Raw genomic sequence first — 25037 nt, forward strand, 5'->3', positions numbered from 1 at the left:
GACCCAGGACTCAAAGATCGTCGATCAAAACGATTCCATCCTGGATGGCGCGTGCCACCAGAGCCGCTTTGGTGGGTGCACTTCGTCCGACGTCTCTGTACTTGACTCGAATGCGGGTGAGGTGTGTGTTGACCGTACCGAGCGAGATGCACAACCTCTGTGCAACAGACGATTTGGAGTCGAGTGCCAGCCACGCTCGCAGCACTTGAACCTCTCGATCGGACAGGCCAGGCGAGGGATAGGTGGGGGCAACGGGCATGGCTCGCGCGGTCACGGCCCGGTCCGGCAGAGGCATCTGACGCTGCCGAAGGCGCGCCAGCGCCTCTTCACGGGTCGGGCGATGCCCCGCTCTGGGCCGACCGGGGTTACCAAAGTGGTTGCGCGGTAACGTCATCTGACACTCCCTTCCGTACGTGGCGCCGATCTTCGACGACCACCACGGACGAGTACACCCGGACCATCCCGCTACCGATCCCAACAAATCAGACGGCTCTGCCGGCTGCCTAAGCGCCGCCTGGACGACAGATACTGCACAGCTGTGCAGTATAGGATAGGTTGGCATCCGACCGAACCGAACCATGGCCGCGGACAGGACAAAGCGTGAACACCGTTTCTTCGTTTCGCGCACGCGAATCTGCACGAACCATTCACAGTGTCGACGACACACCGTCGACCCAACGCACAACACTCTCTTGCGAACATCGAGCAATGCTGTTGGTACTGCCCGTCGTCGTGGGATGCGTCATTGTTCTCATCGCATTGGCACACTGACGATCGGTACCTGGCGGTGGAGACAGAGAGAGTGGGATAGGTGAACTCAGGCGCTGCCGATTCGCCGCGACGACGCGGAGCCGGCAAACAAGCACTGATGACTGCAACACTGCAGTTGATCGGCGAGCGAGGCCTCAACGGCTTCACCTTGCGCGATGTCGCCGAGCGGGTCCACATGTCCGTCGGCTCCACCACCTACCACTTCACCGATCGCGACCAGCTGCTCCGGGCCACCTTGCATCAGTTCTCGAGTTCTGTGGTCGAACGATGTGAGACCCTCATCGCGCAGTGGGACAGCGAGCAATTCACTCCGGAGCAACTTCTCGAGTCGATGCTCGGTGAACTGACCAACCTCTTCGCCGACACCGGTGCCTCGCTCGCGCAGCTCGAGCTCTACGTCGCCGCCTCACGGCGTCCCCACCTGGCAACTGCCGCAGCCGACTGCATCGCCGCATATTGCAATCTCATCGAGCACGCGCTCACCGCTGCAGGGGTCGATCCCGCGGCGGCGTCCGCCAGAGCACCTCGAATCGTCTGCTACCTCGACGGTCTCACCCTGCAGAGTGCCGCCACCGGAACACCTATGACGCTGCCGGCCCACGCCGAGACCACTCTCTGGATTCTCGCCACCACAGACGCATGAACCCCACCAACTTCATCCCCGGCACAGTCGCGGAGGGCACATAGCCACCCACCACCCCCGACGGGGACGATCCTGGTGCAGATGGGCCGGCGGCCCGCCACGATCCCTAGCGCTTTGGCAGGTCGACCATCCGCAGGAGTACGTCGACCGTTGCCCGGTTCTCGTCCTCACTGCTGGGATGGCTGAGCATGCTCTCGATGACAAAGACGATCACACGGGTCATCGCCTCCACGTCGGCGCCGGGTGCTCCTGACTGGGTCAGCTCGGACGCAATCCACCCTTCCCATGTCGAGTGAAAACCGCTGTGCCAGCTGTCGATATCGACTGAATGAGATGTGCGCACATGGACGGTGTCCACCAGCCGGTGGTATCGGGTGAGCTCTCGGACCGCCCAGAGGATGCGGTCGCCGAGCGGCCGCCGGCTCAAGGCCGCAAAGCGGGTGAGGGTCTCGGCGTGCACTTCGTCGAGAACCGCGATCAGCAGCTGGTCCTTGTCCCGGAAGTACCAATAGATGGTGTTCGCTGTCACGCCCGCCGCGGTCGCGATCTTTCCCATCGTTGTGTTGTCGTAGCCCTCGTCGACGAACAGTGACGTGGCCGCAGCGATGATCTCGGCCCGCTTCTCAGCCCGGTCAACAGGCGCACGGTTCCGGGGCATGCCGGAATCCTATCTTGATTACCGTTCAAGGCGTTGCTACCGTCTTCTTGAACGCTGATCAAGAATGCGGTCGGTGTGTTCTACACACAGCCGCATCCCCACCCGAAGGACTTGCCATGCCTACTGATGCGTCCACCGCGGGTTTCGGCTACTCGCGCACCGACGAATGGTTCGACTCCGAGGGCGTGCGATGCGCGGCGGCCGTTTTCCGTCCGGCTGCTGCCACCGCCGAGACGCCTGCAGTGGTGATGGCTCACGGATTCGGCACTCCCCGCGCCGTGCGGCTTTTCAACTATGCGGACGTCTTCGCCCGCGCCGGATACGTGGTTGTCGTGTTCGACTACCGGCACTTCGGAGACAGCGAGGGCGAGCCCCGCCAGCTCCTCGACATCACCAAGCAGCATCAGGACTACCGCAACGCCATCGCCTACGCTCGGTCGCTCGACGGTGCCCGTGCCCGGCGGATTGTCGGTTGGGGGACCTCGTTCGCAGGGGGCCACGTGCTCTCACTTGCGGGCAACGGCGAGGACTTCGCGGCCGCTATCGCACAGGTTCCCCACGTCAGCGGCCCCGCGGCGGTGCGGGCAACCGGTCTGCGCAACACTCTCCGAGTCCTCCCGTCCGCCGTCATCGACCAGACGCGGGCGCTGCTGAAGCGGTCACCGCGCTACATCAATTCAGTCGGTCGACCCGGCGACGTCGCCGTCATGACATCGCCTGACGCGATGGACGCACGAGACCGACTCATTGTTGAGTCGGGACTGAACATCAGCGATTATCCCGAAACCGTGGCCGCCCGAATACTTCTCAAGATCGGCCTCTATTCCCCGGGGCGCACAGCTGCTGCGATCACATGCCCCACGCTGATCCAGATCATGTCCGATGACGCCGTCACCCCGGCCTCTATCGCCCAGAAAGTGGCGTCAAAGATCCCGCGCGCAACAGTTCACGTGCATCGCGGCGGTCACTTCGACCCCTACGTGGAGCCGCTGTTCCCGACTGTGGTCGACGAGCAACTCTCGTTCCTGAAGACGGCGGTGCCCCTCGCGCACCCGAAAAGTGAAGGCGCCACAAACTGAGCATGGTCTACCTCCCGGTTACTGACTGACCACCGGGAGGTGACAACACGGCATTGCCGCCGACGGCGGCTGCTCAGCCGGCGCCCAGGAGCTGGCTCATCTGCGAGTAGAACGCGGCCGGGTCTCCGGCCAGTGATGCCTTCACCATTGCGGTCCAGTCGTCGACGATCACCTCGATCAACCCGTCGGTCAGTCCGTCGAGTGAGCGGCGCGGCACGTCGCGGGGATCGATCTTGGGCCCGTCATACCCGGCGGCGATGTCCGTGTCGGCTGCGCCCAAAAGGACACCTTGAACAAACGTCCCTTGCGATGAAAGCTCGAGCCGCACACCGTTTGTCATGTTCCATTCAGCCGACTTGGCAGCAGAATACGACCCGCTGCCGGGAGCGGTGAACCACGACAGGGCAGACAAGACGTTGACGACCGCACCACCTCCCTGCGCGGCCAGCACGGGGGCGAACTCCCGGATCACGTCCAGCGTGCCCCAAAAGTGCGTGTCCATCTCGCGGCGGATCTCGGCCAGGTCACCGGTCACCAGAGGCGCGCCGGTGGAGATCCCCGCGTTGTTGACGAGCACCGTGACATCGTTCGCGGCCGCTGCCGCGGCGACGACGGACTGGTGGTCGAGCAGGTCGAGCCGCAACGGCACCACCCGATCGTCGGCGAACTCCAAGGTCTCGGGGCGGCGGGCCGTCGCGTACACCTTGCCCGCTCCACGATCGAGGAGTTCGAGTACGTACTGACGGCCGATTCCGCGATTTGCGCCGGTGACGAGTGCGATCTGGTTGGTGATGTCCATGGGGACCATGCCTTCTACGAGAAGTTCTTTGTTCTTGGGATCGGGCCACATCTGCCCGACATCGGGTACTGTAAAACTTCACGTTGACGTCAAGGGCAAGTCTGTTCGCTGATAGCTCGATCACAGGAGGCGAAGGTATGCGAATCGGAGATGTCGCAGTCCGCGCAGGAGTGAGCACCCGAGCGCTGCGCTATTACGAAGAGCAGGGACTGCTCGAGTCCGAGCGCACCGCGAGTGGTCAACGCACCTACCCGGAGTCCGCCATCGAGCGCGTGAAGCTGATCCAGCAGTTCTTCACCGCCGGCCTGTCCAGCCGAGTGGTCCTGCAATTGCTGCCGTGCGTCGACAGCGGCACGGCCTCCCCCGAAATCTTCGATGTCTTGGCATCCGAACGCGACCGCATCACCGCAGCCATGGCAGACCTGGCCGCCGCCCGCGACGCCCTCGACCAGATGATCCACATTGCCCACCACCCGACGCCTGAGCACTGTCCGGGCCTACGTGAAACCCCATGGGAGCCTACGATTCCAGCGGCAACGGCGGCGCCCCAGTTCGCTAGTACACGCCGCGCACGGCTTTGTGCCTCGCGCCCGTGTTCAAACACGGGCGCGAGGCGCAAGAACGTGCGGGAGCTGCATACTGGGGGAATCCGGAGGGTCACTCGAATGCTTCCCTGACGACGCACACATCATCGGCGAATAACAATACTTCGCGCGCCGAATACGCCAACGCGGCATTTCCACGACGTCAACTACTGTTCCCCGTGCGTCCTCTCGTCGTATTCGCATTTGCGCCGGTTAAAGACACTGGCGGTGCTAATCTCCGGCCATGAATGTACGCGGTGTCCAAACACCCAAAGGTTCTCTCTGGCAAAGAAAATCAGCTATCGCGATGTCGCTGCTGGTCAGTATTTCCGTAGTGGCGGCCGGCTGCAGTAACAGCGACTCGGCGAGCGAGACGTCGTCGACCACCACTGCACCCAGTTCGACAGGCGAAAGCAGCGGCGACATCGACGGCCAATTCGGCATTCCGGAGTTCTATGAACCCCCGTCCCCGCTGCCCAGCGGCGAGCACGGTGAGCTGATTCGCAAAGAGGAGGTCGATGCGCCCGAAGGGGCACGGGCCTGGCGCATCCTCTACCTGTCCGAGCTGCACGACGGCACACCCGTTGCGGTATCAGGTTTTGTGGTCGCACCGGAGGGCGCCGCGCCCGAGGGTGGACGAAAGGTTGTCGCCTGGGCGCACGGCACCGAGGGCGGCGGCCGCAACTGTGCCCCGTCACTGGCGCCCAAGCCGGCCGTCGACCTGACCGACTACTTCACGTACACCAGCACGTTGCAGCAGGATGCGGGCGTGCCCGCACTCTCCGAAATGCTCGCCGCCGGATACGTCGTCGTGGCAACCGACTACCAGGGGCTGGGCACTCCGGGCATCCAGCAGTACACGGTGCTCGAATCGGAATCGAACAACGTCTGGGACTCGGTCAAAGCCGCGCAGAAGATCGACGAGACCGGCGCCGGCGACGACATGGTGGTTCTCGGCTGGTCGCAAGGCGGCGGAGCATCGGTGTGGATGTCACAGAACCAGGACTACGGCGCCCCGTTGCGATTGCTCGGCACCGCGGGCCTGGCCCCCGCGGCCGACAACGGCCCTCAGTTCGCCAGACAGGTCCCACCGGGACCGAGCAACGCGACATCGCCCGCGCACGCAGTTGCACTGCAGTTGAACGTCTTCCGCGGTCTGGCTGCTGCCTACCCTGAACTGAAGGTGTCCGACGTGGTGACCAAGGCCGGCGAAGAGGCCATGGTCGGTGCAGCGCAGCAGTGCATCAACCATCTCGCCTACGTCATCAACTCGAACCTCACAACGCCGCCAGGCGAGACTCTCCTCAACCCCAACATCCCGGCAGATTGGCAGCAGCGCCTCAACGAGAACACCGCCGGCTACAGCGCACCCAAGGTTCCGGTACTGGTGATGCAAGGCACCGCGGACACCGTGGTCAACCCCAACGGCACCACGCAATACATCGCGCGCGCATGTGGATTCGGCCAGCCGGTCGAATACACGATGTACGAGGGTGCCACGCACCAGACCATTCCGAACGACTCGAAGTCCGAGTACCTGACATGGTTCGCCGACCGGTTCAACGGTGATCCGGCACCGTCGAACTGCGCGCCCCCCGGAAGTCCGCAGACTGCGCCGTCGCCGATCCCGACGCCGGCGCCGCTCATCCCGGCACCGACGGCCCCCTCGGCACCGGCACCAACTCCGTAGCCAGAACCGGCAGTTGCCGGCTTCTCCGGGGTCCGTCAACCTACGGTTGACGATTCCAAGCCGTCAACCTACGGTTGACGACATGACTACTCCAGCTCCCGTAAAACAAGTTCGCCTCGACGACCTGATCGAGGCCATCACCAAGGTGCACAGCGACACCCTCGAGCAACTGTCCACCGCAGTACTCACTGCCGATCATCTCGGAGATGTCGCCGACCACCTGATCGGGCACTTCGTCGACCAGGCGCGGAGATCGGGCGCGTCCTGGACCGACATCGGCGCCAGCATGGGCGTCAGCAAACAGGCAGCGCAAAAGCGCTTCGTGCCCAAGCCCGCATCAACGCCCGCCCTCGACCCCAGCCAGGGGTTCAACCGATTCACACTGCATGCCCGAAATGTCGTGGTCAGCTCGCAGGAAGAAGCGCGCGCTCTCAATCACGCCGAAATCACTACGCATCACCTGGTTTTGGGTCTCGTCGGCGACTCCGACTCGATGGCTGCGAGAACCCTCACCGGAGTCGGTGTATCGCTGGATGCCGTGCGCGCGACCGTGATGGGCACACTTCCCGATACATCGTCGGACTTACCGGCCCTCATACCGTTCGACACGTCGGCCAAGAAGGTTCTCGAACTGACGTTCCGGGAAGCGCTGCGCTTGGGCGCCGACAATGTCGGGACCGAGCACATTCTGCTCGCACTGTTGGAGCACGAGAACGGCGACGGCCCCCTGTCCGGACTCGAGCTGACGAAGGTCGCTGTGGAGACGCAACTGACGACACTCTTGTCGGTGTCGGAGAACGAATGACCTTATAGCGCAACCATTCTGGGTGACCGGACTGGCGACTCCGCGCATCTACTCGTGGGGTGGCTCGCCGGTCACCATGTGGTCGGCGTGATTGATTCCTTCGAGAATCAGTCGGGTCAGGTGCCCGTCGACGATCCGGTAGATGACCCGGCGGCCTTCCTTACGGGTACTGACCAGGCCGCTGAAGCGCAGCTTGGCCAGATGTTGGCTCACAGACGTCTTGGAGCTTCCGGTCTGTTCGATGAGAGCGGCGACATCAGCCTCACCGCGGGTCAGGATCCACAAGATATGCAGGCGAGTCGGATCGGCCAGCATGCGAAAGGTGGCGGTCGCAGAGTCCAGGCGCTGACGATCGGGCGCTCCGGGATGGACCAGGCTGGCGGTAGATGCTTTGGTCACCGGCTTCATCACATCTACCTTCCTGCAGACACCACCTCGAGTCGCGCCGGCCAGATCCGGGCAGCGACCAATGCTGCGAGTGTAGCGAGCACCGTTGATGCCAGCGATGCGCTGACCTGTCCGATGTGCGCACCGACCCACCCGGCCAGCGGGTAGGTCAGAATGAAACAGGCATGTGACAGCGAGAATTGCGCAGTGAACACCGACGACCGATTCTGCTCGTCGGAGTAACCACGCAACAGGCGCGCAGACGGCGTCGTGATCAGCGAGGTCCCCGCACCCAGCACGATCCAGACTGCGCCCAGCACAATCCATCCCGCTGTCGTGGGGGGTGCAATCACCAGAACCAGCGTCGTGACCGCCAACCCCGCAGCCACCGTCGCCGATCCGGTCATCATCACCCGGCGATCAGACAACGAGGCGAGCAGTCGAGGCAGCACCAGCGCCATCGCCATGGAGCCGGCACCAAAACACCCCAGCGCCAACGCAACTCCGATGTTCGACCCGCCCAGCAGGTCGCGCACGTACATCACCGTGTTGACCACCACCAGCGCGGTCGCCGCAGCGACCACCATGTTCAGAGCCAACAACCCGCGCAAGACCGGGCTCGCAGACATCACCCGCGCACCGAGTGTCATCCGGTCGACCAGCCGCAGCGATCGATCAGCCGGGATCGTCCGCGGCACCACCGTCGAGATCACCAACAACGCCGACGCGACGAACCCAGCAACAGTGCCCAGGAACAGGAAGTTGTAGCTGACCACCGTCAGCAGCGCTGCCGCCAGCACCGGGCTGACCAGCGATTCGAGGTCGTAGGCGAGCCGCGACAACGACAAGCCTCGTGCGTAGTCGTCTTCTTTGACCAGGACGGCCGGAATGATCGACTGAAAAGCCGGCGTGAACGTCGCCGACGCGGCTTGCAACACAAAAATCAGCACATACACCTGCCACGTCTGATCGACGAGCGGCAACAGTACGGCCACCGCGGCCCTGACCACATCCGCTCCAACCAGCAACACTGTGCGGGGCACACGATCGGTGAGTGCGGAAATAACCGGTGCCACAGCAACATACGCCACCATCTTGACCGCCAGCGCAGTCCCCAGCACCGCACCGGCTCGAGAACCGGCCAGGTCGTACGCCAACAGTCCCAACGCCACGGTCAGTAACCCTGTCCCCACGAGTGCCACCACCTGAGCTGCGAACAACCGGCCGAACGTCCGGTTACGCATGATCTCCAGCATCGCCCGCGACCCCTTCATCTCGTGCCTGCGGCCACTCGAGACCAATCTTAGTCGCATAGGTGCGCAACTGCGCAACTGCGCAACTATTGGACATGCGCGGCGCTCCGCAATCGACAGCGGTTGCGCAGTCCCCATGATCGTTGAGACAGCAGACGCATCCCATTGAGTGCAACGATGACCGTGGAACCCTCGTGGCCGGCCACGCCCAGCGGCAACGGCAGCGTGGCGGCCAGGTCCCAGATCACCAGGGTGACGATGAACGCTGCGGCGATGGCGAGGTTGGCAACGACGATTCGGTGCGCTCGTTGCGAGAGCCTGATGACGTTCGCGAGCGCAGAGAGATCGTCTCCGATCAGAACCGCGTCTGCGGTATCGAGAGCGAGATCGGATCCCTTGCGGCCCATGGCAACACCCGCGTGAGCTGTCGCGAGAGCCGGCGCATCGTTGACTCCGTCTCCGACGACCAGCACGGTACGGCCTTGGTGCTGCAGCTCTCGCACGGCGGCGGCTTTGTCCTGTGGCAGCAATTCGGCGCGGATGTCAGTGATGCCTATCCGTCCGGCGATGGCGTCCGCCACCCGCGGATTGTCTCCGCTCAAGAGAATGGGAGTCCGTCCGGTCAGTGTCGTGAGCGCTGCGACAGTCTCCGAGCTCTCGGCCCGGATGGTGTCGCGTAGACCGAGCAGTCCCACGGGCTTGTCGTCGACACTGACAACAACAACGGTGAGTCCGGTTTGTTCGAGCTCCACCACGAGAGTGTCGAGTCCGGACTCTTCCGAGGTGCCAGGGCCGTGTGCCCGCGGCCGGCTGACGTCGATGCGCTGCCCGTCAATCGTGCCGAATACCCCTGCGCCCGGGGTGGATCCGAACTCGATTGCATGCTGCCGTGGATGTCCGGAGTGGTCGGCCGCCGCAGTGATGGCTGCGGCGAGAGGGTGTTCGCTGTGCCGTTCGACTGCTGCAGCCATCGCAAGGATCGCCTGGTTGTCCACCGTGGCACCTGGCACAGCGCGGATCGTCTCGAGGCGTGGGGTTCCCAAGGTGACTGTGCCGGTCTTGTCGAATGCCACCAAGTCGATTGCCCGGAGTTGCTCCATCACCACAGCTGACTTGACCAGCACACCGTTGCGGGCCGCGGTGGCCATGGCTGCGAGCAGAGGTGGCATGGTCGCCAGCACCACCGCACATGGTGATGCGACGATCATGAACGTCATCGCCCGTAGCAACGCGGAGTCGAGCTCGGCTCCGAAAAGCAAAGGTGCAGCGAAAATTAAGAGCGTGGCCGCCACCACGATGGAGGAGTAATACTGTTCCACCCGCTCGATGAACAGTTGAGTTGCGGCTTTGGTCGACGACGCATCTTCGACCATCGTCACGATCCGCGAAATGACGGTATCCGAGGGTTCTCGGTCGACCCGGATGGTCAAGGCGCCCGTGCCGTTCATGGTCCCCGCGAACGCCTCGGCCCCGGGCATCTTCTCGGCTGGCATCGACTCACCGGTGATCGTCGACTGGTCGACCTCGCTTGCGCCCGAGATCACCGTCCCATCGCCGGCGATACGTTCACCCGGACGGACCATGATGATGTCGCCGATGGCGAGGTCAGCCGCGTGCACCGTTGTCTCGTCGCCTCGTTCGTCGACCCGGCATGCTTGTTCGGGCGCCAGGTCCAACAATCCCCGAACCGAATCGGCCGTGCGTCGGGTCAAGACCGCTTCGAGCGCGCCCGAGGTGGCGAAGATGACGATGAGCAGGGCACCGTCGAAGATCTGGCCGATCGCCGCCGCACCGATGGCGGCCACAATCATGAGCAAGTCAACGTCCAGGGTTCGCTCGCGCAACGCCCGTAGCCCGTCGATGGCCGGTTCCCACCCGCCGGCCACGTAGCACGCCAGATACGCCGCCCAGAACGTCCATGAAGGTAGCGGCGACAGTTGCAGAATCAAGCCGAAGGCGAACAGCGCCAACGCAAGCGAAGCCCAGCGGACCTCATCGATGAACAACAACCGGGTACCGCGCTTGGCGTGCGCAACGCCACCGGCGGCCGTGACCGGAGTAGGTGTTTCTGTCGTCATGCCAGCTTCCACACTCGGGAACGTCGTTTCACCGGACCATACACGTACGCATGAAGAGGTGTACATGCGTGCACATTGACTATGATCAGTGCATGGGTCACGGAGTCGAGGGCAGAACAGCGCCGCCGGCGCATCTTGATGCCGAGTCCGCCGCAACCGTTGCCGCAACGTTGCAGGCATTGGCCACCCCGAGCCGGTTGCGGATCCTCACCGAGCTACGACACAGCCCTCTCGGAGTCACCGCCCTGGCCGAATCCGTCGACATGGAGCAGTCCGCGGTCTCGCATCAGCTGCGCCTACTTCGGGCGTTGGGGTTGGTCACCGGCACCAGGGCGGGACGCAACGTCACCTACCGGCTCTACGACAATCACGTCGCGATGCTGCTCGATGAGGCTATCTACCACATCGAACACCTGGGCCTGGCCGATCGCGATGCATCGAGCGACACCGCGTGAGAAGAACATCTGACACACCGCCGAAGTCCGGCATTTGCGCTCCCGCTGGATAGACTTCGGGGTGTGACAGCCGACGCGGAGCTCGTGTTTCGCCTCACCGGCGGGGTGACTGTCGCTTTCAGTGGTCGAGAAGCCGATCCCCGCATTGTCGGCGGACCGAGATGTGCGTTGGTCCTCGGGTTCCTCGTGGTCAACCGTCACCGCGATGTGTCGTTGGAAGAACTCGCAGAGGCCGTGTGGCCGGCTGACCGCCCGCAGTCGTGGAACGCGGCACTTCGCATTCTCTTCTCACGGATCAGGGACACGTTTCGCCTCGTCGGATTGCCCGCGGACGGCCTCCGTTCGCGAAGCGGCGGTGTTCGCTTGACGCTGCCCGCCTCGCTGCGATCCGATCTGGAACTCGCCGAGATGTACTGCGACACCTCAGTCGGCGATCCTCAAGCGGTACTGCAGAACGCTCGAAAAGCACTGGGACTGCTCGTATCTGCACCCTTGGACGGCATCACTGGGTCGTGGGCAGACCATGTCCGTGCCGAGGCGACGCGCATTCGGATCAAGGCGCTCGAGATCGACGCCGAGGGGTCACTGAGGGCGAGGGAGTATGCGCGCGCCACGCACTCGGCCCAGTCCATCATCGCCATCGATCCCTTCCGTGAGAAGGCCTATCGGATCGCCATGCGCGGGTACATGGCCCTGGGTGAACGGGGCCAGGCGTTGGCTGCGGCCGCCAGGTGCCGGCAGGCGCTGGCCGAAGAGTTGGGCACGACGCCTTCTGCGGAGACCGAGAACCTCTATCTCGAGATACTGCGCAGCGACGACCACCCGACGCGGGTCACCGTGGCGGCCGCCACGCCATCGATAGAGAACAACACGGTCAGGATCGAACGCACGGCCGAACGGGTCACCATCGACGAGGCCGTGATCGGTGCCGCTCACGGACGCGGCCAGTTCATCGCGGTCGTGGGCGAAGCCGGCACCGGCAAAACCACCCTCGTTCTCGAAGCAATGGACCGCGCACGCGCGGCGGGAACAACGGTCTTGTTCGGTCGGTGCAGCGAGGAATCGCTGGTCTCCTTCGAACCGTTTGTCGAGGCGATCGGTCGTGAACTCGACGATTTGGACCCGGTGACTGTGCAGGAGCGGCTCCGTAGCGCCGGCCCGGGACTTGTGAAGTTGGTCCCGCAGAGAATGTGGGAAACCAGTGACATCCTGGTCTCCTCAGTCGAGGACGACGACCGGGCATTGACCATGTCGGCCGTCCTCGAGTGGCTCACCTCGCCCATGCGGCGCGCCCCCACGATGCTGGTGGTCGACGACCTGCACTGGGCGTCGACTGCCACTCTGGACGTGCTGCGATTCGTCATCCATGGATCCGAATCTGCCGGTCTCACAATCATTGTGACCGTACGCGAGGAGTTCACCGACCGCGCAGATCTTCGCTCGGTGTTGATCAGTCCGTCCAGAACTCGCGGTGTGCAGCGCATCGAACTGGGTGCGTTCGACGTTGCACAGGTGGCGGCCCTGGTCGAGGCGTCGGGCAGCGACCTCGATCCGGCGGCTCTGCACGACCGGACGAACGGGTTGCCATTCTTTGTCTCGTCACTGCTTGCGAGCGATGCCCTCCGGTCACAACAACAACTTCCGACATCCGTTGCGGAGTCGGTTGCCCATCGGATCAGAGTCCTCGGTGCCGATGCGTTGGAGCTGCTGGAGGTCTGTTCGGTCATCGGCCTGGTGTCACCGCGTGGTGTACTGCGATCAGCGGTGGAGCCCATGGACGACGGCGCTTTCGCGGCCGCGATCGACGAGCTCTCCCAAGCACGCTTGATCACAGAGTTCGTCTCATCCAGCGAGGTGATGATCCGCCACGCACTGGTTCAAGAGTCCGTCTACGTCCAGATGCCGGGCGTTCGTCGCGTCCACGCGCATTCCCGAGTCGCCCGCGCTTTCGAGGACCACGGAGTCGATCACGAGCCAGATGGGTTCGCGCGGATGGCGTATCACCTGAGTCACGGGCTGGACTCCGACCGCCCCCGCTCAGTGGAATACTCCATCCGAGCCGGCGATGCGGCCAACTCGATCGGCGCCTACGAAGACGCTGTATCGCTGTACCAATTCGCCGCTGAGCGCCTCACCCCACGCGGCGATTCGTCTGCGCGGTGCCGGCTCCTCATCAAATTGGGACGGGCACAGCGCAAAGCACGGAATTCGGCGTTTCGTTCGACTCTGCTCGGCGCTGCAGCGATGGGACGCCGACTCGGCGATGTCGACCTGCACGTGTCCGCGACACTGGCGAACAACTTGTACGGAATCCTTTACGTGCACATACACATCGACCACGAACGCATCGCCAGTCTCAACGATACCCTGCACGCGCTCGAGGCGACCGGCCGCGACGACGGCTCGTCGACGGCCCACTTGCTGGCGCAACTGGCCATCGAGCAGATCTGGACCACCGACCACCACACCAGGCGTGACCTTCTCGTCCGAGCAATCGACGCGGCCCGAGCAGCCGACGACACCGATGCACTCATCGCAGCGCTGTCAGCGGTATTGGTTTCGTTGCGTACACCGCATATGGCCACCATCCGCCAAGACGCCTACGAAGAGCTGGAAAAGATCAGCAGCATCGCGCCGACGCGCACGCTCGACCCCATGCTGACCGTGTGGTTGGCGCGCGCGCAGGTGGTGAACGGCGAACTGGCAAAGGCGCAGCACACAATCGGCAGAGTGTCCGCCGCCCACACGAGCCGCGATCGCGAACTGGCATGGCTCGTTTCGAGTATCGACTTCGGCATAGCCGTTGCCGCCGGGCGTCTTTCCCAGTGCGACCAGCAACTCGAAGAAATTCGGAGCATTCCTGCCTCACCGATCGAGACCTACTCCTTCGGTCGTCTTCTCGCATTCGTATGCGGGCTGCGGACTCTGCGAGGCGACATGCGCGAGATCGTCGACGCTGCAGACGACATGACCGAACGGTTCGACCTCGTCAGCTCATACCGGCCCATTCTGGCCCTGGCGATGGCAGATGTCGGCGACGTCGAATCCGCGGCCCGCCTATTGTCCTGGTACGACAAGCCACGCGTCGCGGCCATCGAGGTGAATCATGTGTGGGCCAGCTCGATAGCCGTTCTGGGTCGGGTGGCCGCGCAGATCGGCAACACCATCGTCTGCGAGGCGGTCTACGACCTGATGGTCGATCACGCCGACGAAACGATCAGTGCGGTGGCTGTCGTGTACGGCGTCACCCACCATCATTTGGCGGACCTGTCGATTGCGCTGGGGCAGTACGATCGGGCAAGGCGACACCTCGACGATGCGCTGCGCGTGCACCGAGCCCGTGGATTCGACGCCTGGTACGCCGAAACCCTCTATCTCGGCGCACTTCTGGCCGCAAAGTCATCTGGCCGACAACCGACAGATTCGATCGAGCGCGCGCGTCGTGCCGCGGACGACACCGGGGCCACCGCAGTGCGCAGACGTATCGACGCACTGGCCGGTCGATGGAAGGCGTAACACGACATTTGTCGATGCCCGCTCGATGAAGTCGCAACACGCGACCACTGCCCGCGGCGACAGAGAGGCGCCATGCTGTATCAAACGGCCCACTGGGCGGGACCACCCTCCCGGTTCAGCAGGCTGACAGACGTCAGACCCGATCCTCGATCTTCATCGACCCAAGGGGATAACGAATGCACCGCGGAACAGACCAGGAGGTCATGTGACGGAGACATGGTATGCGGGCGGTAGGGTCGCGGACGGTTCTGGCGCAGAGCCCTCGGTTGCGACGTCTGTGTGACGGATGGCGTCATCACAGCCATCGGCAGTGCGCCTGCGGGCGCGACGACGGTGGATCTTGACGGCAGGCTCCTCACCCCCGGCCTGATCGATGCTCACGTTCACCTGGGCCTGTCCAGCCCCATCAGGGCGCAGTTCGGATTCGAACTGTCGGTTGCCGAGATCGCGGCCGACATCTTCACGTCGGCGGCATTCGCGCTCGACGCCGGCTTCACGACGGTTCGCGACACCGGCGGCATCGACCGCGGTGTCGTCGACGTCCTCGCGAAAGGAAAGATGCGAGGTCCGCACGTGCTTTCTTGCGGCCCTGTCCAGTGCCAGATCGGCGGGCACGGCTACTACGGTGCGGATTGGGAGCCGACGGAGCTGTGGACCGAACACCACATTCCCGGACTCTGCGCACTGTCACTGATGTCGGGCAACGCCGGCGAACTCCGTAGGAACGTCCGCGAGACGTTCCGCCGGGGCGCCACCTTTCTCAAGTTGTGCGTCACAGGTGGTGTCGTCGGGGGGCACGATCGCCTCGCCGACACACAGTTCACCGTCGAGGAGATCGCGGTGGCTGTGCAGGAAGCCGCAGCGCGTGGCACCTACGTGACGGTCCATGCACACGGCAGTGCCGGAATCCGCAACGCCGTACGGGCGGGCGTGCGGTGCGTCGAACACGGCACCGACATCGACGAGCCGACCGCATCTCTGATGCACGAACATGACGTGGCCTTGGTCCCCACCTTTTCTGTACTCGATCAGCTCTTGAGCGATGGAGTGACGGATGTGAACCCCACGACCGTCGACCGAGCGACCGGAGTCCGGCAGCGGATGGCGTCTGCCCTCGAGATAGCGCGCTCGACCGGACTGAGAATTGGTCTGGGTTCTGACCTGATCGGTCCGAACCAGCGACGAAGGGGTGAAGAACTGCGAGTGCGCTCAGAGCTGGAATCACCGATGCAGGCGCTGGTGTCTGCGACGAGTGTCAACGCGGACATCCTCGGCGTGGGCGAAACCGTCGGAACGGTGCGTGCCGGAATGCGAGCCGACCTCGTCGTGTGGCAGAAAGACCCCCTCGAAGATGCCAGTGTCTTCGCCAACCCAGAGATGGCCGTTCTCGTGGTCAAAAGCGGTGCGACAGTGAAGGATATTCGATGAGCACGATGTTGCATGGTTGTCTTGCCGACACTGAGTACCTCGAAGTGACGTCCCGGTTGGGGCACCGCTTCGGTGTCTGGGTCACCACCCCGCCCGACTACGAAGATTCCGCTGAAACGATGCCTCTGATCTACGTGTTGGACGGGAACTGGACGGTCGGTTACACGGCGCCACTCGTCGTCGCACAACAAGATCCGTTTCTGAACATTGCGCCCTACATCCAGGTCAGCGTCGGATATGCCGCCGAAGAAGCGTCGGACTGGTCGCGGCTTCGCAACCGTGACCTCGTCCCGGCCGGGGAACCGGTCGGCGATGAGGTGGTCGCTGCATTGGCGTCGGCTCGCGAGACGGGCACGATGAGCCAAGAAGACATAGACGCTTATCTGGAGCGACTATCGGACTGCGATGCGGACGCATTTCTCGACTTCCTGGTCAAAGAGCTTCACCCTCAGTTGCAATCGCGGCTGCGTGTCAGCGATACCGGCCACGGTCTTTTCGGGTACTCGTACGGAGGTCTTTTCGCTCTGTATGCGTGGCTTCGTGGCGAGACACCCTTCGCCACGGTTGGCGCCGGCACTCCTGGGATCAGCAGTTCCGACAGTCAGTTGTTCGACCTGATCCGTACTCTCCCGGAACGCGACAACGGCGAGTCGGTCACTCCTCGACTCCACGTCACCCTGAACAAAGTCGAGGTCTTGGGCGATATGCCCGTGTACCGCGGCATCGCCCGCAATGTCCTGAGGGCACTGGAAGAGTTGCGAGCCAGCGGTCGCTCAGACTCGTTCACGACCTCGATCCTCGATGAGACGCACGCCACCGGGGTACAGGCATCGTTCTTGAGTTATCTGAAGCAATGTCACGTCCGGTGATGGTGGCCGTGCGTGCTCGTTGTTGGAGGCGCATACCCGGCCGAAGGAAGCAGCAGCACAACTGATACGACTGCACTGATGTGCGGGAGCGCCTGTCGCGTGCTGTGAGGAGAGTGCACATGTCCACCAACGACCTGCAGTCGCTCGTTGACGATCTGGCCGGGCGGCTCCGCCGTTCTGTGGCCATTGATGATCCCTCGATCCGACTTCTCGCCGCCAGCCGACACTTTGGCGACGAGGACTCCCTGCGGATAACCTCCATCCTGAATCGTTCGGTACCCGACGACGTGACCCGCCCCCTCTTCGCTCTCGGCATCGGCACGTGGGTCAAGGCGGGCCGCGCCCATCTCGATGTGCCCGGAAGCAAAAAACGGCTTTGTGTACCCGTTCGCTGCAAAAGTCTGCTGCTCGGCTTCCTCTGGCTGATCGACAACGAGGAGAATCCGCTTACCGAGTCCGATGTCGAGATGGCGGAGGATACTGCCGCGCGGGCGGGCGTAATCCTCTATGCACGCCTATTGCTCCGTGAACGTTCGAACCTTCGCCGCGAGGCAATCCTCCGGAACCTCGTCACCTCAGCCGAAGACACCAGGAGGCAGGCAGTAGCGGACGTACTCGCCGAGCAGTTGCTCGTTGAGCACGCGTCGTACTACCAGGTCATCGCAGTTCAGCGAGAAATTGCGCACCCGGTCGAAACCTCGGACGACATAGCAGTAGAGGTAGCGGTGCAGGAAGGGCTGCACACTCTGCCGGACGGCGCCGGCCTGATGGTCGCGGATAGATCCCGAGCCTGGCTATTACTTGCCCTCACTGAAGCATTGACAAAACAGCAACTGGACTCGATCACTCAGCGTATGACTTCCCGCTTCCACCAGCTGAGTGGTAACGACAGTCGATTCGTGGTTGGTGTCAGCGACACGGTAAGCGCTCTGGATCAGGTATACCGCGCCTATCGACAGGCTGTCATCGCGGTTCGCGCTGCGTTGCTGGTTCCTACATTGGGGAACGTGGCGAAATGGGGACGCCTCGGCCCTTACGACACTCTGCTACGACTACCGAACGATGAAATAGCCAGCGCTGCACGGTCATCACCCCTGCAGAGACTCGAAGCCGCTGACAGGCAGCAGGTTCTCGAAACCACGCTCCACGCGTTCTTCGACAACGCATGCGACATTCGACGCACTGCGAACCTACTCTGCATCCATCGAGCAACGCTCTACCAGCGCCTCAAACGCATCGAGCAGCTCACGGACTGCAATCTCGACAGCGGCGACGACCGCCTCACCCTGCATCTGGGACTGAAGATGAAAGCGCTGGCGGCGGCCAACTCCGTGTCAACCACCAGCTGGCCCCTCTAGCAGTCCGACGTCGGGACGAAAACTGCTTGCTGGCAGTAGGTCTGGCGCCTGCTCGACCTCCGGCCTATAGACACGCGTTGAATCGCGCCTCAACGCGACAATTGCGCAATACACAGGCTCCATGGTTGAACAATTGCCCATGACGCAGGTCACGTTCTGAGGCTAGTGTTGTCCACGATGCAGGGCCGCGGCACAGAGTGGTAAGCACCTCGTGTGACCGCCTGTCGAACTTCCAGCTCCCGGGAGTCTCATCACTTCAGTTGATCGATAACGCTTTTCACGTCGGCAACAGGAACAGCCGCGCATCAACCATCCCCCGTCCAATCCGAAAGGGCCCCGATGTCGAGCAATGTGGAAGATTCGGCCGAACACGTCCGGGTGCAGGATTCGCGCCAACTGACACGTACTCGGCGGCGAGCTCTGCTCGCCGCGTCGACCGGCAACTTTGTCGAATGGTTCGATTTCACGATCTATGGCTTCATGGCTGTGACCCTCGCGGACATCTTCTTTCCGCCGGACTCCGGCGGCTCCGCACTGCTGGCCGTCTTCGCCGTCTACGGAAGCGCGTTCCTCGCCAGACCTGCCGGAGCGCTGTTCTTCGGAACCATGGGCGATCGTCTCGGCCGGCGCGGTTCTCTGTCCTTGGCAATCGGATTGATGGGTGTGGCTACGGCCGCAATAGGCCTACTGCCGAGCTACGCAACGATCGGGGCCGCCGCTCCCGCACTTCTTCTTGCCTGCCGACTGATCCAAGGTTTCTCTGCCGGTGGCGAATTCGCCGGTGCCGCGACCTTTGCCGTCGAACACGCGCCACCCGGACGACGGCCGCTCTATCTCGCCATATTCGCCGGATCCACGTCGCTCGGACTCGTCGGCGCAACCGTGACGATTCTGGCCTACCGGTCGATGGGCGCTGAAGCGTTCGATGGTGGCGGATGGCGATGGCCATTCCTCATCGGCGGCGCACTCGCCATTGCGGGGCTGCTTCTGCGCCTGGGTGTCGAGGAGACACCCGTGTTCGAGGCTGTCGCTGCGCAGGACCAGAAGACAACGCGACGATTTCCTCTGCGGGAGCTGCTGATTCAACAGCGCCGCAACCTGATGACCCTGTTCGCGTTCTTTGCGTGCCTCGGGGTGCTGAACCACATGATGCTCGGCTACATGCCCACCTATCTGGTCAAGTCCGCAGGGATCTCCACCAACACCGCGCTTGTGTTGACCACGATCGCGATGGTCATCCCGGTGCCGGTGGTCATCGCCTTGAGCGGACTGATCGAGAACGTGGGGCGCCGCCCGTTTGTCCGTCTCGGAGCGGTGGGTACGGCGATCGCCTCATTCCTTGCTATCTCCTGATCAGCACAGGCAATCTCTTTGTGATCGGCACCGCGTTGGCCATCCTGATGATGGGTGCAAGCATGCTGACCACCGGTTTGCTTCCGATCTTGGAACTCCTCCCCGGGAAAGTGCGGTACGTCGGAACCGCTGTCCCGTACAACGTTGCATACGCAATCTTCGCCGGCACGGCGCCACTGGTCTGCCAGGCACTGGTCGACAGCACCGGTAGTAACCTTGCGCCCGCGTTCTACGGAACTGCAATTGCTCTGATCGCGTGTCCCTTCATCTTCCGCGGCATCCCCGAGACCAAGGGCGCCGATCTTCAAACGGGTCTCATCAAGAGATGACCGCGCGGTTCGCTCCGGACTCATACGCGTGACCAATCCTGAGCGGACAAAATCCGTGGGCGCTACAAACCCGGTGTTGCATATGGCCGAAGTGTCCACATATGTAGATAGCTTTGCTCGCCGGTCTTGGCGAAGGTTGTGCTGTAGCGACTTTCGCGTTCTCGACGCGATGAATCATTTGGAGGAACGATGCCCAAAGGGACCGACGCGGTGGTTGTGGGAGCTGGGGTCATAGGCAACTCCATTGCATATGAACTCGCTGCCCGCGGCTATCGAGTGATGGTGATCGACAAGGAGGGTGGGTCTGGCTTCGGATCCACCAGCGCCTCGAGCGCGGTCATCCGATTCAATTACTCCACCTTCGACGGGATGGCCGCAGCTTGGGAGGCGGCACATTGCTGGAGGACCTGGCCCGAGCATCTGGGCGGTGTGGACACAACGGATCTGGCCCGTTTCCATGAATGCGGCATGGTATTCCTCGATGTGGACATCGCCCCGCGTGAACGCACAGTCCGGCTCTTCGACAAGATCGGCGTGAAGTACGAACTGTGGGACTCGGACACATTGGCGAATCAGATTCCGGGAATCGACGTCGGCTCCTACTACCCACCGAAACCTGTTGACTCGGAGTCTTTTTACGCTGACACCGACTCTTCTCTCGGAGCGGTCTACACCCCAGAGGCCGGCTTCGTCGACGATCCCCAACTCGCCGCCGCCAACCTCGGAGCTACCGCAGTTGCGAACGGGGCCGTCCACTTATTCCGTACCAAAGTCACTCACATCGAACAACAGCCGTCTGACCGGTGGATTCTTCACCTGGACAACGGCGACACTGTCGAGGCGCCGATAGTTGTCAACGCCGCCGGCCCGTGGTCGGGCGCCCTCAACGCGATGGCAGGGGTGGGGGCCGACTTCACGGTCACCGTGCGCCCCCTTCGGCAGGAGGTCCATCACGTCACGGCGCCCAAGGACTTCAACCAGGATGTTCGACTCGGCCCGATGATTGCTGATCTCGACCTGGGAACCTACATGCGACCGGAACACGGCGGAGGATTCTTGATCGGGGGCACCGAACCTGAATGCGACCCACTGGAATGGATCGATGACCCCGACAGCGCCAACCCGAACCGCACTGCTGCCCGCTTCCAGGCACAAGTATTGCGAGCTGCCCGGCGGCTTCCCCACTTGTCGGTCCCGTTCCAGCCCAAAGGAATCGCCGGCGTGTACGACGCCGCTTCGGACTGGACCCCGATCTACGACAAGACCGATCGTCCCGGCTTCTATGTCGCGATGGGCACCAGTGGAAATCAGTTCAAGAACGCGCCCGTTGCAGGCCGATTCCTGGCGACCCTAATCGAGGAGGTCGAGAAGGGGCGTGATCACGATGCCGATCCAGTGGTCTATACGGGCCCGCATACAGGTTTGACGATCAATCTGGGATCTTTCTCTCGTCGACGTGATTTCAACACCGAGTCGACCGGGACCGTCTTGGGTTAGGCGCCGGGAGCCTCCACCCACAGCACATCATCGGTACACGACCCGTCGATTCGAAAGGCCGATCGGATTACTTTGAGCGCTACGCCTGTTGACGTCAGTACCCGTATGACCGAGCTCGCCGACGAGCTGACCACGGCAGTTCCCGCAGATCGCCTCGTCACCGACCCCGACGTGGTCGCGACGTATTTGCACGACGAAGCCGAATGGGCGCCTTACGGCGCGCCGCTGCTCGTCGTCCGGCCACGCACCGCCGAGGAGGTGCAATCCGTCGTTCGGGCCTGCATCGTGCGACGCGTCCCCGTTGTCAGTCGCGGCGCGGGCACCGGACTGTCCGGCGGCGCCAACGCCATCGACGGTTGTGTCATCGTCTCCTTCGACAAGATGAACACCATCAAGGAGATCAACGCCCTCGAACGCCTCGCCGTCGTCGAACCGGGCGTTGTCAACGACGATCTCCGCGCTGCCTGCGCCGAGGAAGGGCTCTGGTACCCGCCGGATCCGTCCAGCGCCGCCTGGTCCACCATCGGCGGCAACGTCGCAACCAACGCCGGCGGCCTGTGCTGCGTCAAATACGGAGTCACCCGGGACTACGTCCTCGGCATGCAGGTCGTCACCGGCACCGGCGAGCTTGTACGGCTCGGCCGCCGCACAGCCAAGGGCGTTGCCGGCTACGACCTCGCCGGGCTGATGGTCGGCTCCGAGGGCACCCTCGGTGTCATCACCGAGATCACAGTGAAGCTGCGCCCGCTGCAGGAACCGCAGCGCACCATCGTCGGATACTTCGACTCCACCGTCGACGCTGGGCACGCGGTACGAGCGGTCGCCGAAGACGGACTCACACCGTCTGCACTCGAGCTGATCGATCGGCAATGCCTTGTGGCAGTGGACGCCTGGAAGAACATGGGCCTGTCCGCCGACGCGAACGTCCTGTTGCTGGGCCGCATCGACACTCCAGGTGCAGTCGGGGACATCGAGGCCGAGCGGATGCTCGCGTGCTTCGGACGCGCGGGTGCCACGTGGAGCGCCCAATCCACGAACCAGCAGGAGGCCGATTCGCTGTTCCTTGCCCGCCGCCTGGCCTATCCAGCGATGGAACGCCTCGGGCCCGTCCTCACCGAGGACATCTGCGTTCCGAAAGCCGTTGTCCCCGAGATGCTTGCGCGGATCGAGGAAATCGGCCTGCGGCACGACACGCACATCGCGTCCATTGCGCACGCCGGTGACGGCAACCTGCACCCGCTGCTCATCACGCCGAACGACGACGAGGACGCCCGGATACGAGCGCAAGCCGCGTTCGCAGAGATCATCGACGCTGCGATTCGATACGGCGGCACCGTCACCGGCGAGCACGGCATCGGTTTGCTCAAGGTGGACGGCCTCGCACAGGAACTTATTCCACCGGTAATGGACATGCACCGGGCGATCAAGAGTGCCCTCGATCCGCACGGGATCATGAACCCCGGCAAAGTGTTTCAGCCATGATGTTGGTGGGTCAGCGCAGTAGTGCGCGTGACATCACCACTCGCTGGATCTGGTTGGTGCCCTCGTAGATCTGGGTGATCTTGGCGTCGCGCATCATGCGCTCGACGGGGAAGTCGCGCGTGTACCCGTACCCACCGAACAACTGCACCGCGTCGGTGGTGACCTGCATGGCCACATCAGAGGCAAAGCACTTCGACGCCGCGGAAATGAACCCCAAGTTCTTCTCCCCACGCTCAGCCCGAGCGGCCGAGGTGTACACCATCAAACGGGCAGCCTCGATCTTCATCGCCATGTCCGCCAGCATGAACTCCACACCCTGGAACGAGCTGATCGACTTACCGAACTGCTTACGCTCCTTCACATACGCAATCGTCTGATCCAGAGCACCCTGCGCGATACCCAACGCCTGCGCACCGATCGTCGGACGCGTGTGATCCAACGTCTCCAGCGCGGTCTTGAACCCCGTACCCGGCGCCCCGATGATCCGATCACCCGGAATGGTGCAGTCCTCGAAATACAACTCCGCCGTCGGTGAACCCTTGATACCGAGCTTCTTCTCCAACGGACCCACGGTGAACCCGGGATCATCCTTGTGGACCATGAACGAGGAAATACCGTTGGCACCCTTGTCCGGATCAGTCACCGCCATCACCGTGTACCAGGTGGACTTACCACCATTGGTGATCCAACACTTCGACCCGTTGAGCACCCAGTTGTCGCCCTCTTCCCGCGCCCGGGTCTTCATCGCCGCCGCATCCGAACCGGCCTCACGCTCGGACAACGCATACGAGGCCATCGCCTCACCCGACGCGATCGACGGCAACACCTGCGCCTTGAGCTCCTCTGAACCCTTCAAGATCAAGCCCATCGTGCCCAACTTGTTCACCGCCGGAATCAACGACGCCGACGCATCCACCCGCGCAACCTCTTCGATCACAATGCACGCAGCCACCGAATCCCCACCCTGACCCTCGTACTCCTCAGGCACATGGATCGCGTTGAACCCTGACGCCGTCAACGCCGCCAACGCCTCCTCCGGGAACCGCGAGTTCTCATCGACATCAGCAGCGTGGGGCTCGATCTCCTTCTCGGACAGAGCGCGGATCGCCGCACGCAGCTCGTCATGCTCTTCACCGAGCTTGAACAGACCAAAATCAGGGTTGCCGGCCATCAGAACACTCCTCGTGATCACTGTGCGCGCGAACCTCGGGCGCCTTCTACGGTACTTAGTACCATAACTGTGGTACCAAGTACCAGTGGTAGGAAAGGGCATGCCCGCAGCGATATCGACCCGCCAACGCCTTGCACGGGCGGCCTTTGCACTGTTCGAAGAGCACGGGTACGACGCGACCAGCGTCGACGACATCGCCGCACGCGCGAAAGTTGGCCGGACAACGCTGTTCCGCCACTTCGGGTCCAAAGAAGCCATCGTGTTCCCCGACCACGACTCACTGCTGCAGAGCGCCCACAGCCACCTCGCCGGAACCGACCCCGAGACGATGCCGTCCGCGGTCATCGACGTTGCGCGTTCGGTCTTCGACAGCTACCTCACCGAAGGCGAACTGGCGCAGGCGCGCTACCGCCTCACCCGAACTGTTCCGGCGTTGCGCGACTACGAGGTCGCCACCGTCTCCAAATATGTCCGACTGTTCAACCGGCACCTGCAACCGACAACAAACGACTCCACCGCACAGCTGCGCCATGAGATCTTTGCGCACGCAGTTGTAGCCGCCCACAACCACGTACTGCGCCGCTGGCTACGAGGCGACATCACCGACGCGCACCAAGAGTTCACCGACGCAATGGCCACTGCCCGAACAGTTCTTCAGAACGCCACCGACACAACCACATCCGCCGTTGTGATCCTGTCCACCAACCAGCCACTAGACTCCATAGTCCCCCGTCTACGCAACGCGATCGGTGATCTGGGGTCGCCTCTCTGACAGCACGTTCGAGTAGCTGCCCAGGCGAACGCGCCATGACATGCTTCGATGTCGCCCCAG

Annotated in this window: 22 protein-coding genes; 15 read left to right on the forward strand and 7 right to left on the reverse strand. The window is 63.0% G+C overall.

All coding sequences use genetic code 11. The features are described 5' to 3' along the window. Window positions 1-10: 10 nt before the first annotated feature. Window positions 11-394: a response regulator transcription factor gene (locus W823_RS39360; RefSeq protein ID WP_023956770.1), complete on the reverse strand. Its 384-nt coding sequence runs from the start codon at window positions 392-394 to the stop codon at window positions 11-13. 417 nt (window positions 395-811) lie between these two features. Between W823_RS39360 and W823_RS39365 the strand changes: the two genes are divergently transcribed. Beyond that, window positions 812-1414, forward strand: coding sequence for a TetR/AcrR family transcriptional regulator (locus tag W823_RS39365; RefSeq protein WP_023956772.1), 603 nt, complete (start codon window positions 812-814; stop codon window positions 1412-1414). Between the two features lie 106 nt (window positions 1415-1520). Here W823_RS39365 and W823_RS39370 read toward each other — a convergent pair whose 3' ends face one another. After that, window positions 1521-2072 carry a TetR/AcrR family transcriptional regulator gene (locus tag W823_RS39370; protein ID WP_023956774.1) on the reverse strand — a complete coding sequence of 184 codons (552 nt, stop codon included), beginning with the start codon at window positions 2070-2072 and terminating at the stop codon, window positions 1521-1523. A 116-nt stretch (window positions 2073-2188) separates the two neighbouring features. Here W823_RS39370 and W823_RS39375 point away from each other — a divergent pair, with 116 nt between their 5' ends. Continuing rightward, window positions 2189-3151, forward strand: a complete 963-nt coding sequence (locus tag W823_RS39375; RefSeq protein ID WP_023956776.1) for an alpha/beta hydrolase — start codon at window positions 2189-2191, stop codon at window positions 3149-3151. A gap of 73 nt (window positions 3152-3224) precedes the next feature. Here the strand turns inward: W823_RS39375 and W823_RS39380 are convergent, their stop codons facing one another. Then, a complete protein-coding gene (locus W823_RS39380; RefSeq protein WP_023956778.1) occupies window positions 3225-4001 on the reverse strand; it encodes an SDR family oxidoreductase in 777 nt (258 codons plus the stop codon). Window positions 4002-4087: 86 nt separating this feature from the next. Between W823_RS39380 and W823_RS59545 the strand changes: the two genes are divergently transcribed. The 3 genes from W823_RS59545 to W823_RS39390 all read left to right on the forward strand — a co-directional run bounded on the left by W823_RS59545 (window position 4088) and on the right by W823_RS39390 (window position 7029). Further along, complete coding sequence (locus W823_RS59545; RefSeq protein ID WP_023956780.1) at window positions 4088-4627, forward strand: MerR family transcriptional regulator; 540 nt, start codon at window positions 4088-4090, stop codon at window positions 4625-4627. A 214-nt stretch (window positions 4628-4841) separates the two neighbouring features. Continuing rightward, a complete protein-coding gene (locus W823_RS39385) occupies window positions 4842-6224 on the forward strand; it encodes an alpha/beta fold hydrolase (RefSeq protein ID WP_161633989.1) in 1383 nt (460 codons plus the stop codon). Between the two features lie 82 nt (window positions 6225-6306). Continuing rightward, on the forward strand, window positions 6307-7029 hold the full coding sequence (locus tag W823_RS39390) for a Clp protease N-terminal domain-containing protein (RefSeq protein ID WP_023956784.1): 723 nt from the start codon (window positions 6307-6309) through the stop codon (window positions 7027-7029). Between the two features lie 48 nt (window positions 7030-7077). Here W823_RS39390 and W823_RS39395 read toward each other — a convergent pair whose 3' ends face one another. From W823_RS39395 to W823_RS39405, 3 genes are all read right to left on the reverse strand, one after another. Then, window positions 7078-7437 carry a metalloregulator ArsR/SmtB family transcription factor gene (locus W823_RS39395; RefSeq protein WP_023956786.1) on the reverse strand — a complete coding sequence of 120 codons (360 nt, stop codon included), beginning with the start codon at window positions 7435-7437 and terminating at the stop codon, window positions 7078-7080. A gap of 5 nt (window positions 7438-7442) precedes the next feature. Beyond that, complete coding sequence (locus W823_RS39400; protein ID WP_023956788.1) at window positions 7443-8672, reverse strand: MFS transporter; 1230 nt, start codon at window positions 8670-8672, stop codon at window positions 7443-7445. An 83-nt stretch (window positions 8673-8755) separates the two neighbouring features. Further along, the gene (locus W823_RS39405; protein ID WP_023956790.1) at window positions 8756-10747 is read right to left on the reverse strand and encodes a heavy metal translocating P-type ATPase; all 1992 of its coding nucleotides are present in this window, start codon (window positions 10745-10747) and stop codon (window positions 8756-8758) included. A 92-nt stretch (window positions 10748-10839) separates the two neighbouring features. Here W823_RS39405 and W823_RS39410 point away from each other — a divergent pair, with 92 nt between their 5' ends. The 9 genes from W823_RS39410 to W823_RS39445 all read left to right on the forward strand — a co-directional run bounded on the left by W823_RS39410 (window position 10840) and on the right by W823_RS39445 (window position 23034). Next, the gene (locus W823_RS39410; RefSeq protein ID WP_023956792.1) at window positions 10840-11202 is read left to right on the forward strand and encodes a helix-turn-helix transcriptional regulator; all 363 of its coding nucleotides are present in this window, start codon (window positions 10840-10842) and stop codon (window positions 11200-11202) included. 63 nt (window positions 11203-11265) lie between these two features. Next, the gene (locus tag W823_RS39415; protein ID WP_023956794.1) at window positions 11266-14718 is read left to right on the forward strand and encodes an AAA family ATPase; all 3453 of its coding nucleotides are present in this window, start codon (window positions 11266-11268) and stop codon (window positions 14716-14718) included. 279 nt (window positions 14719-14997) lie between these two features. After that, complete coding sequence (locus W823_RS39420; protein ID WP_235189474.1) at window positions 14998-16146, forward strand: amidohydrolase family protein; 1149 nt, start codon at window positions 14998-15000, stop codon at window positions 16144-16146. Then, window positions 16143-17015: an alpha/beta hydrolase gene (locus tag W823_RS39425; protein ID WP_023956796.1), complete on the forward strand. Its 873-nt coding sequence runs from the start codon at window positions 16143-16145 to the stop codon at window positions 17013-17015. Before W823_RS39420 ends, W823_RS39425 begins: the two co-directional genes overlap by 4 nt. Before the next feature lie 119 nt (window positions 17016-17134). Then, on the forward strand, window positions 17135-18373 hold the full coding sequence (locus tag W823_RS39430) for a CdaR family transcriptional regulator (RefSeq protein WP_023956798.1): 1239 nt from the start codon (window positions 17135-17137) through the stop codon (window positions 18371-18373). A 339-nt stretch (window positions 18374-18712) separates the two neighbouring features. Then, entirely contained in the window at window positions 18713-19726 is a 1014-nt protein-coding gene (locus W823_RS39435; protein ID WP_235189475.1) for an MFS transporter, read from the forward strand. Between the two features lie 20 nt (window positions 19727-19746). Next, a complete protein-coding gene (locus W823_RS58740) occupies window positions 19747-20055 on the forward strand; it encodes a hypothetical protein (protein ID WP_051406447.1) in 309 nt (102 codons plus the stop codon). A 189-nt stretch (window positions 20056-20244) separates the two neighbouring features. Continuing rightward, window positions 20245-21552, forward strand: coding sequence for an FAD-binding oxidoreductase (locus tag W823_RS39440; RefSeq protein ID WP_023956800.1), 1308 nt, complete (start codon window positions 20245-20247; stop codon window positions 21550-21552). A gap of 105 nt (window positions 21553-21657) precedes the next feature. Next, the gene (locus W823_RS39445; RefSeq protein WP_023956802.1) at window positions 21658-23034 is read left to right on the forward strand and encodes an FAD-binding oxidoreductase; all 1377 of its coding nucleotides are present in this window, start codon (window positions 21658-21660) and stop codon (window positions 23032-23034) included. Between the two features lie 10 nt (window positions 23035-23044). Here W823_RS39445 and W823_RS39450 read toward each other — a convergent pair whose 3' ends face one another. Further along, the gene (locus W823_RS39450) at window positions 23045-24205 is read right to left on the reverse strand and encodes an acyl-CoA dehydrogenase (RefSeq protein ID WP_023956804.1); all 1161 of its coding nucleotides are present in this window, start codon (window positions 24203-24205) and stop codon (window positions 23045-23047) included. Window positions 24206-24305: 100 nt separating this feature from the next. On the opposite strand from W823_RS39450, the gene W823_RS39455 reads away from it, so the two are divergent. After that, window positions 24306-24977 carry a TetR/AcrR family transcriptional regulator gene (locus W823_RS39455; protein WP_023956806.1) on the forward strand — a complete coding sequence of 224 codons (672 nt, stop codon included), beginning with the start codon at window positions 24306-24308 and terminating at the stop codon, window positions 24975-24977. Window positions 24978-25037: the final 60 nt, after the last annotated feature.

The sequence above is a fragment of the Williamsia sp. D3 genome, assembly GCF_000506245.1.
Taxonomy (GTDB): Bacteria; Actinomycetota; Actinomycetes; order Mycobacteriales; family Mycobacteriaceae; genus Williamsia; species Williamsia muralis.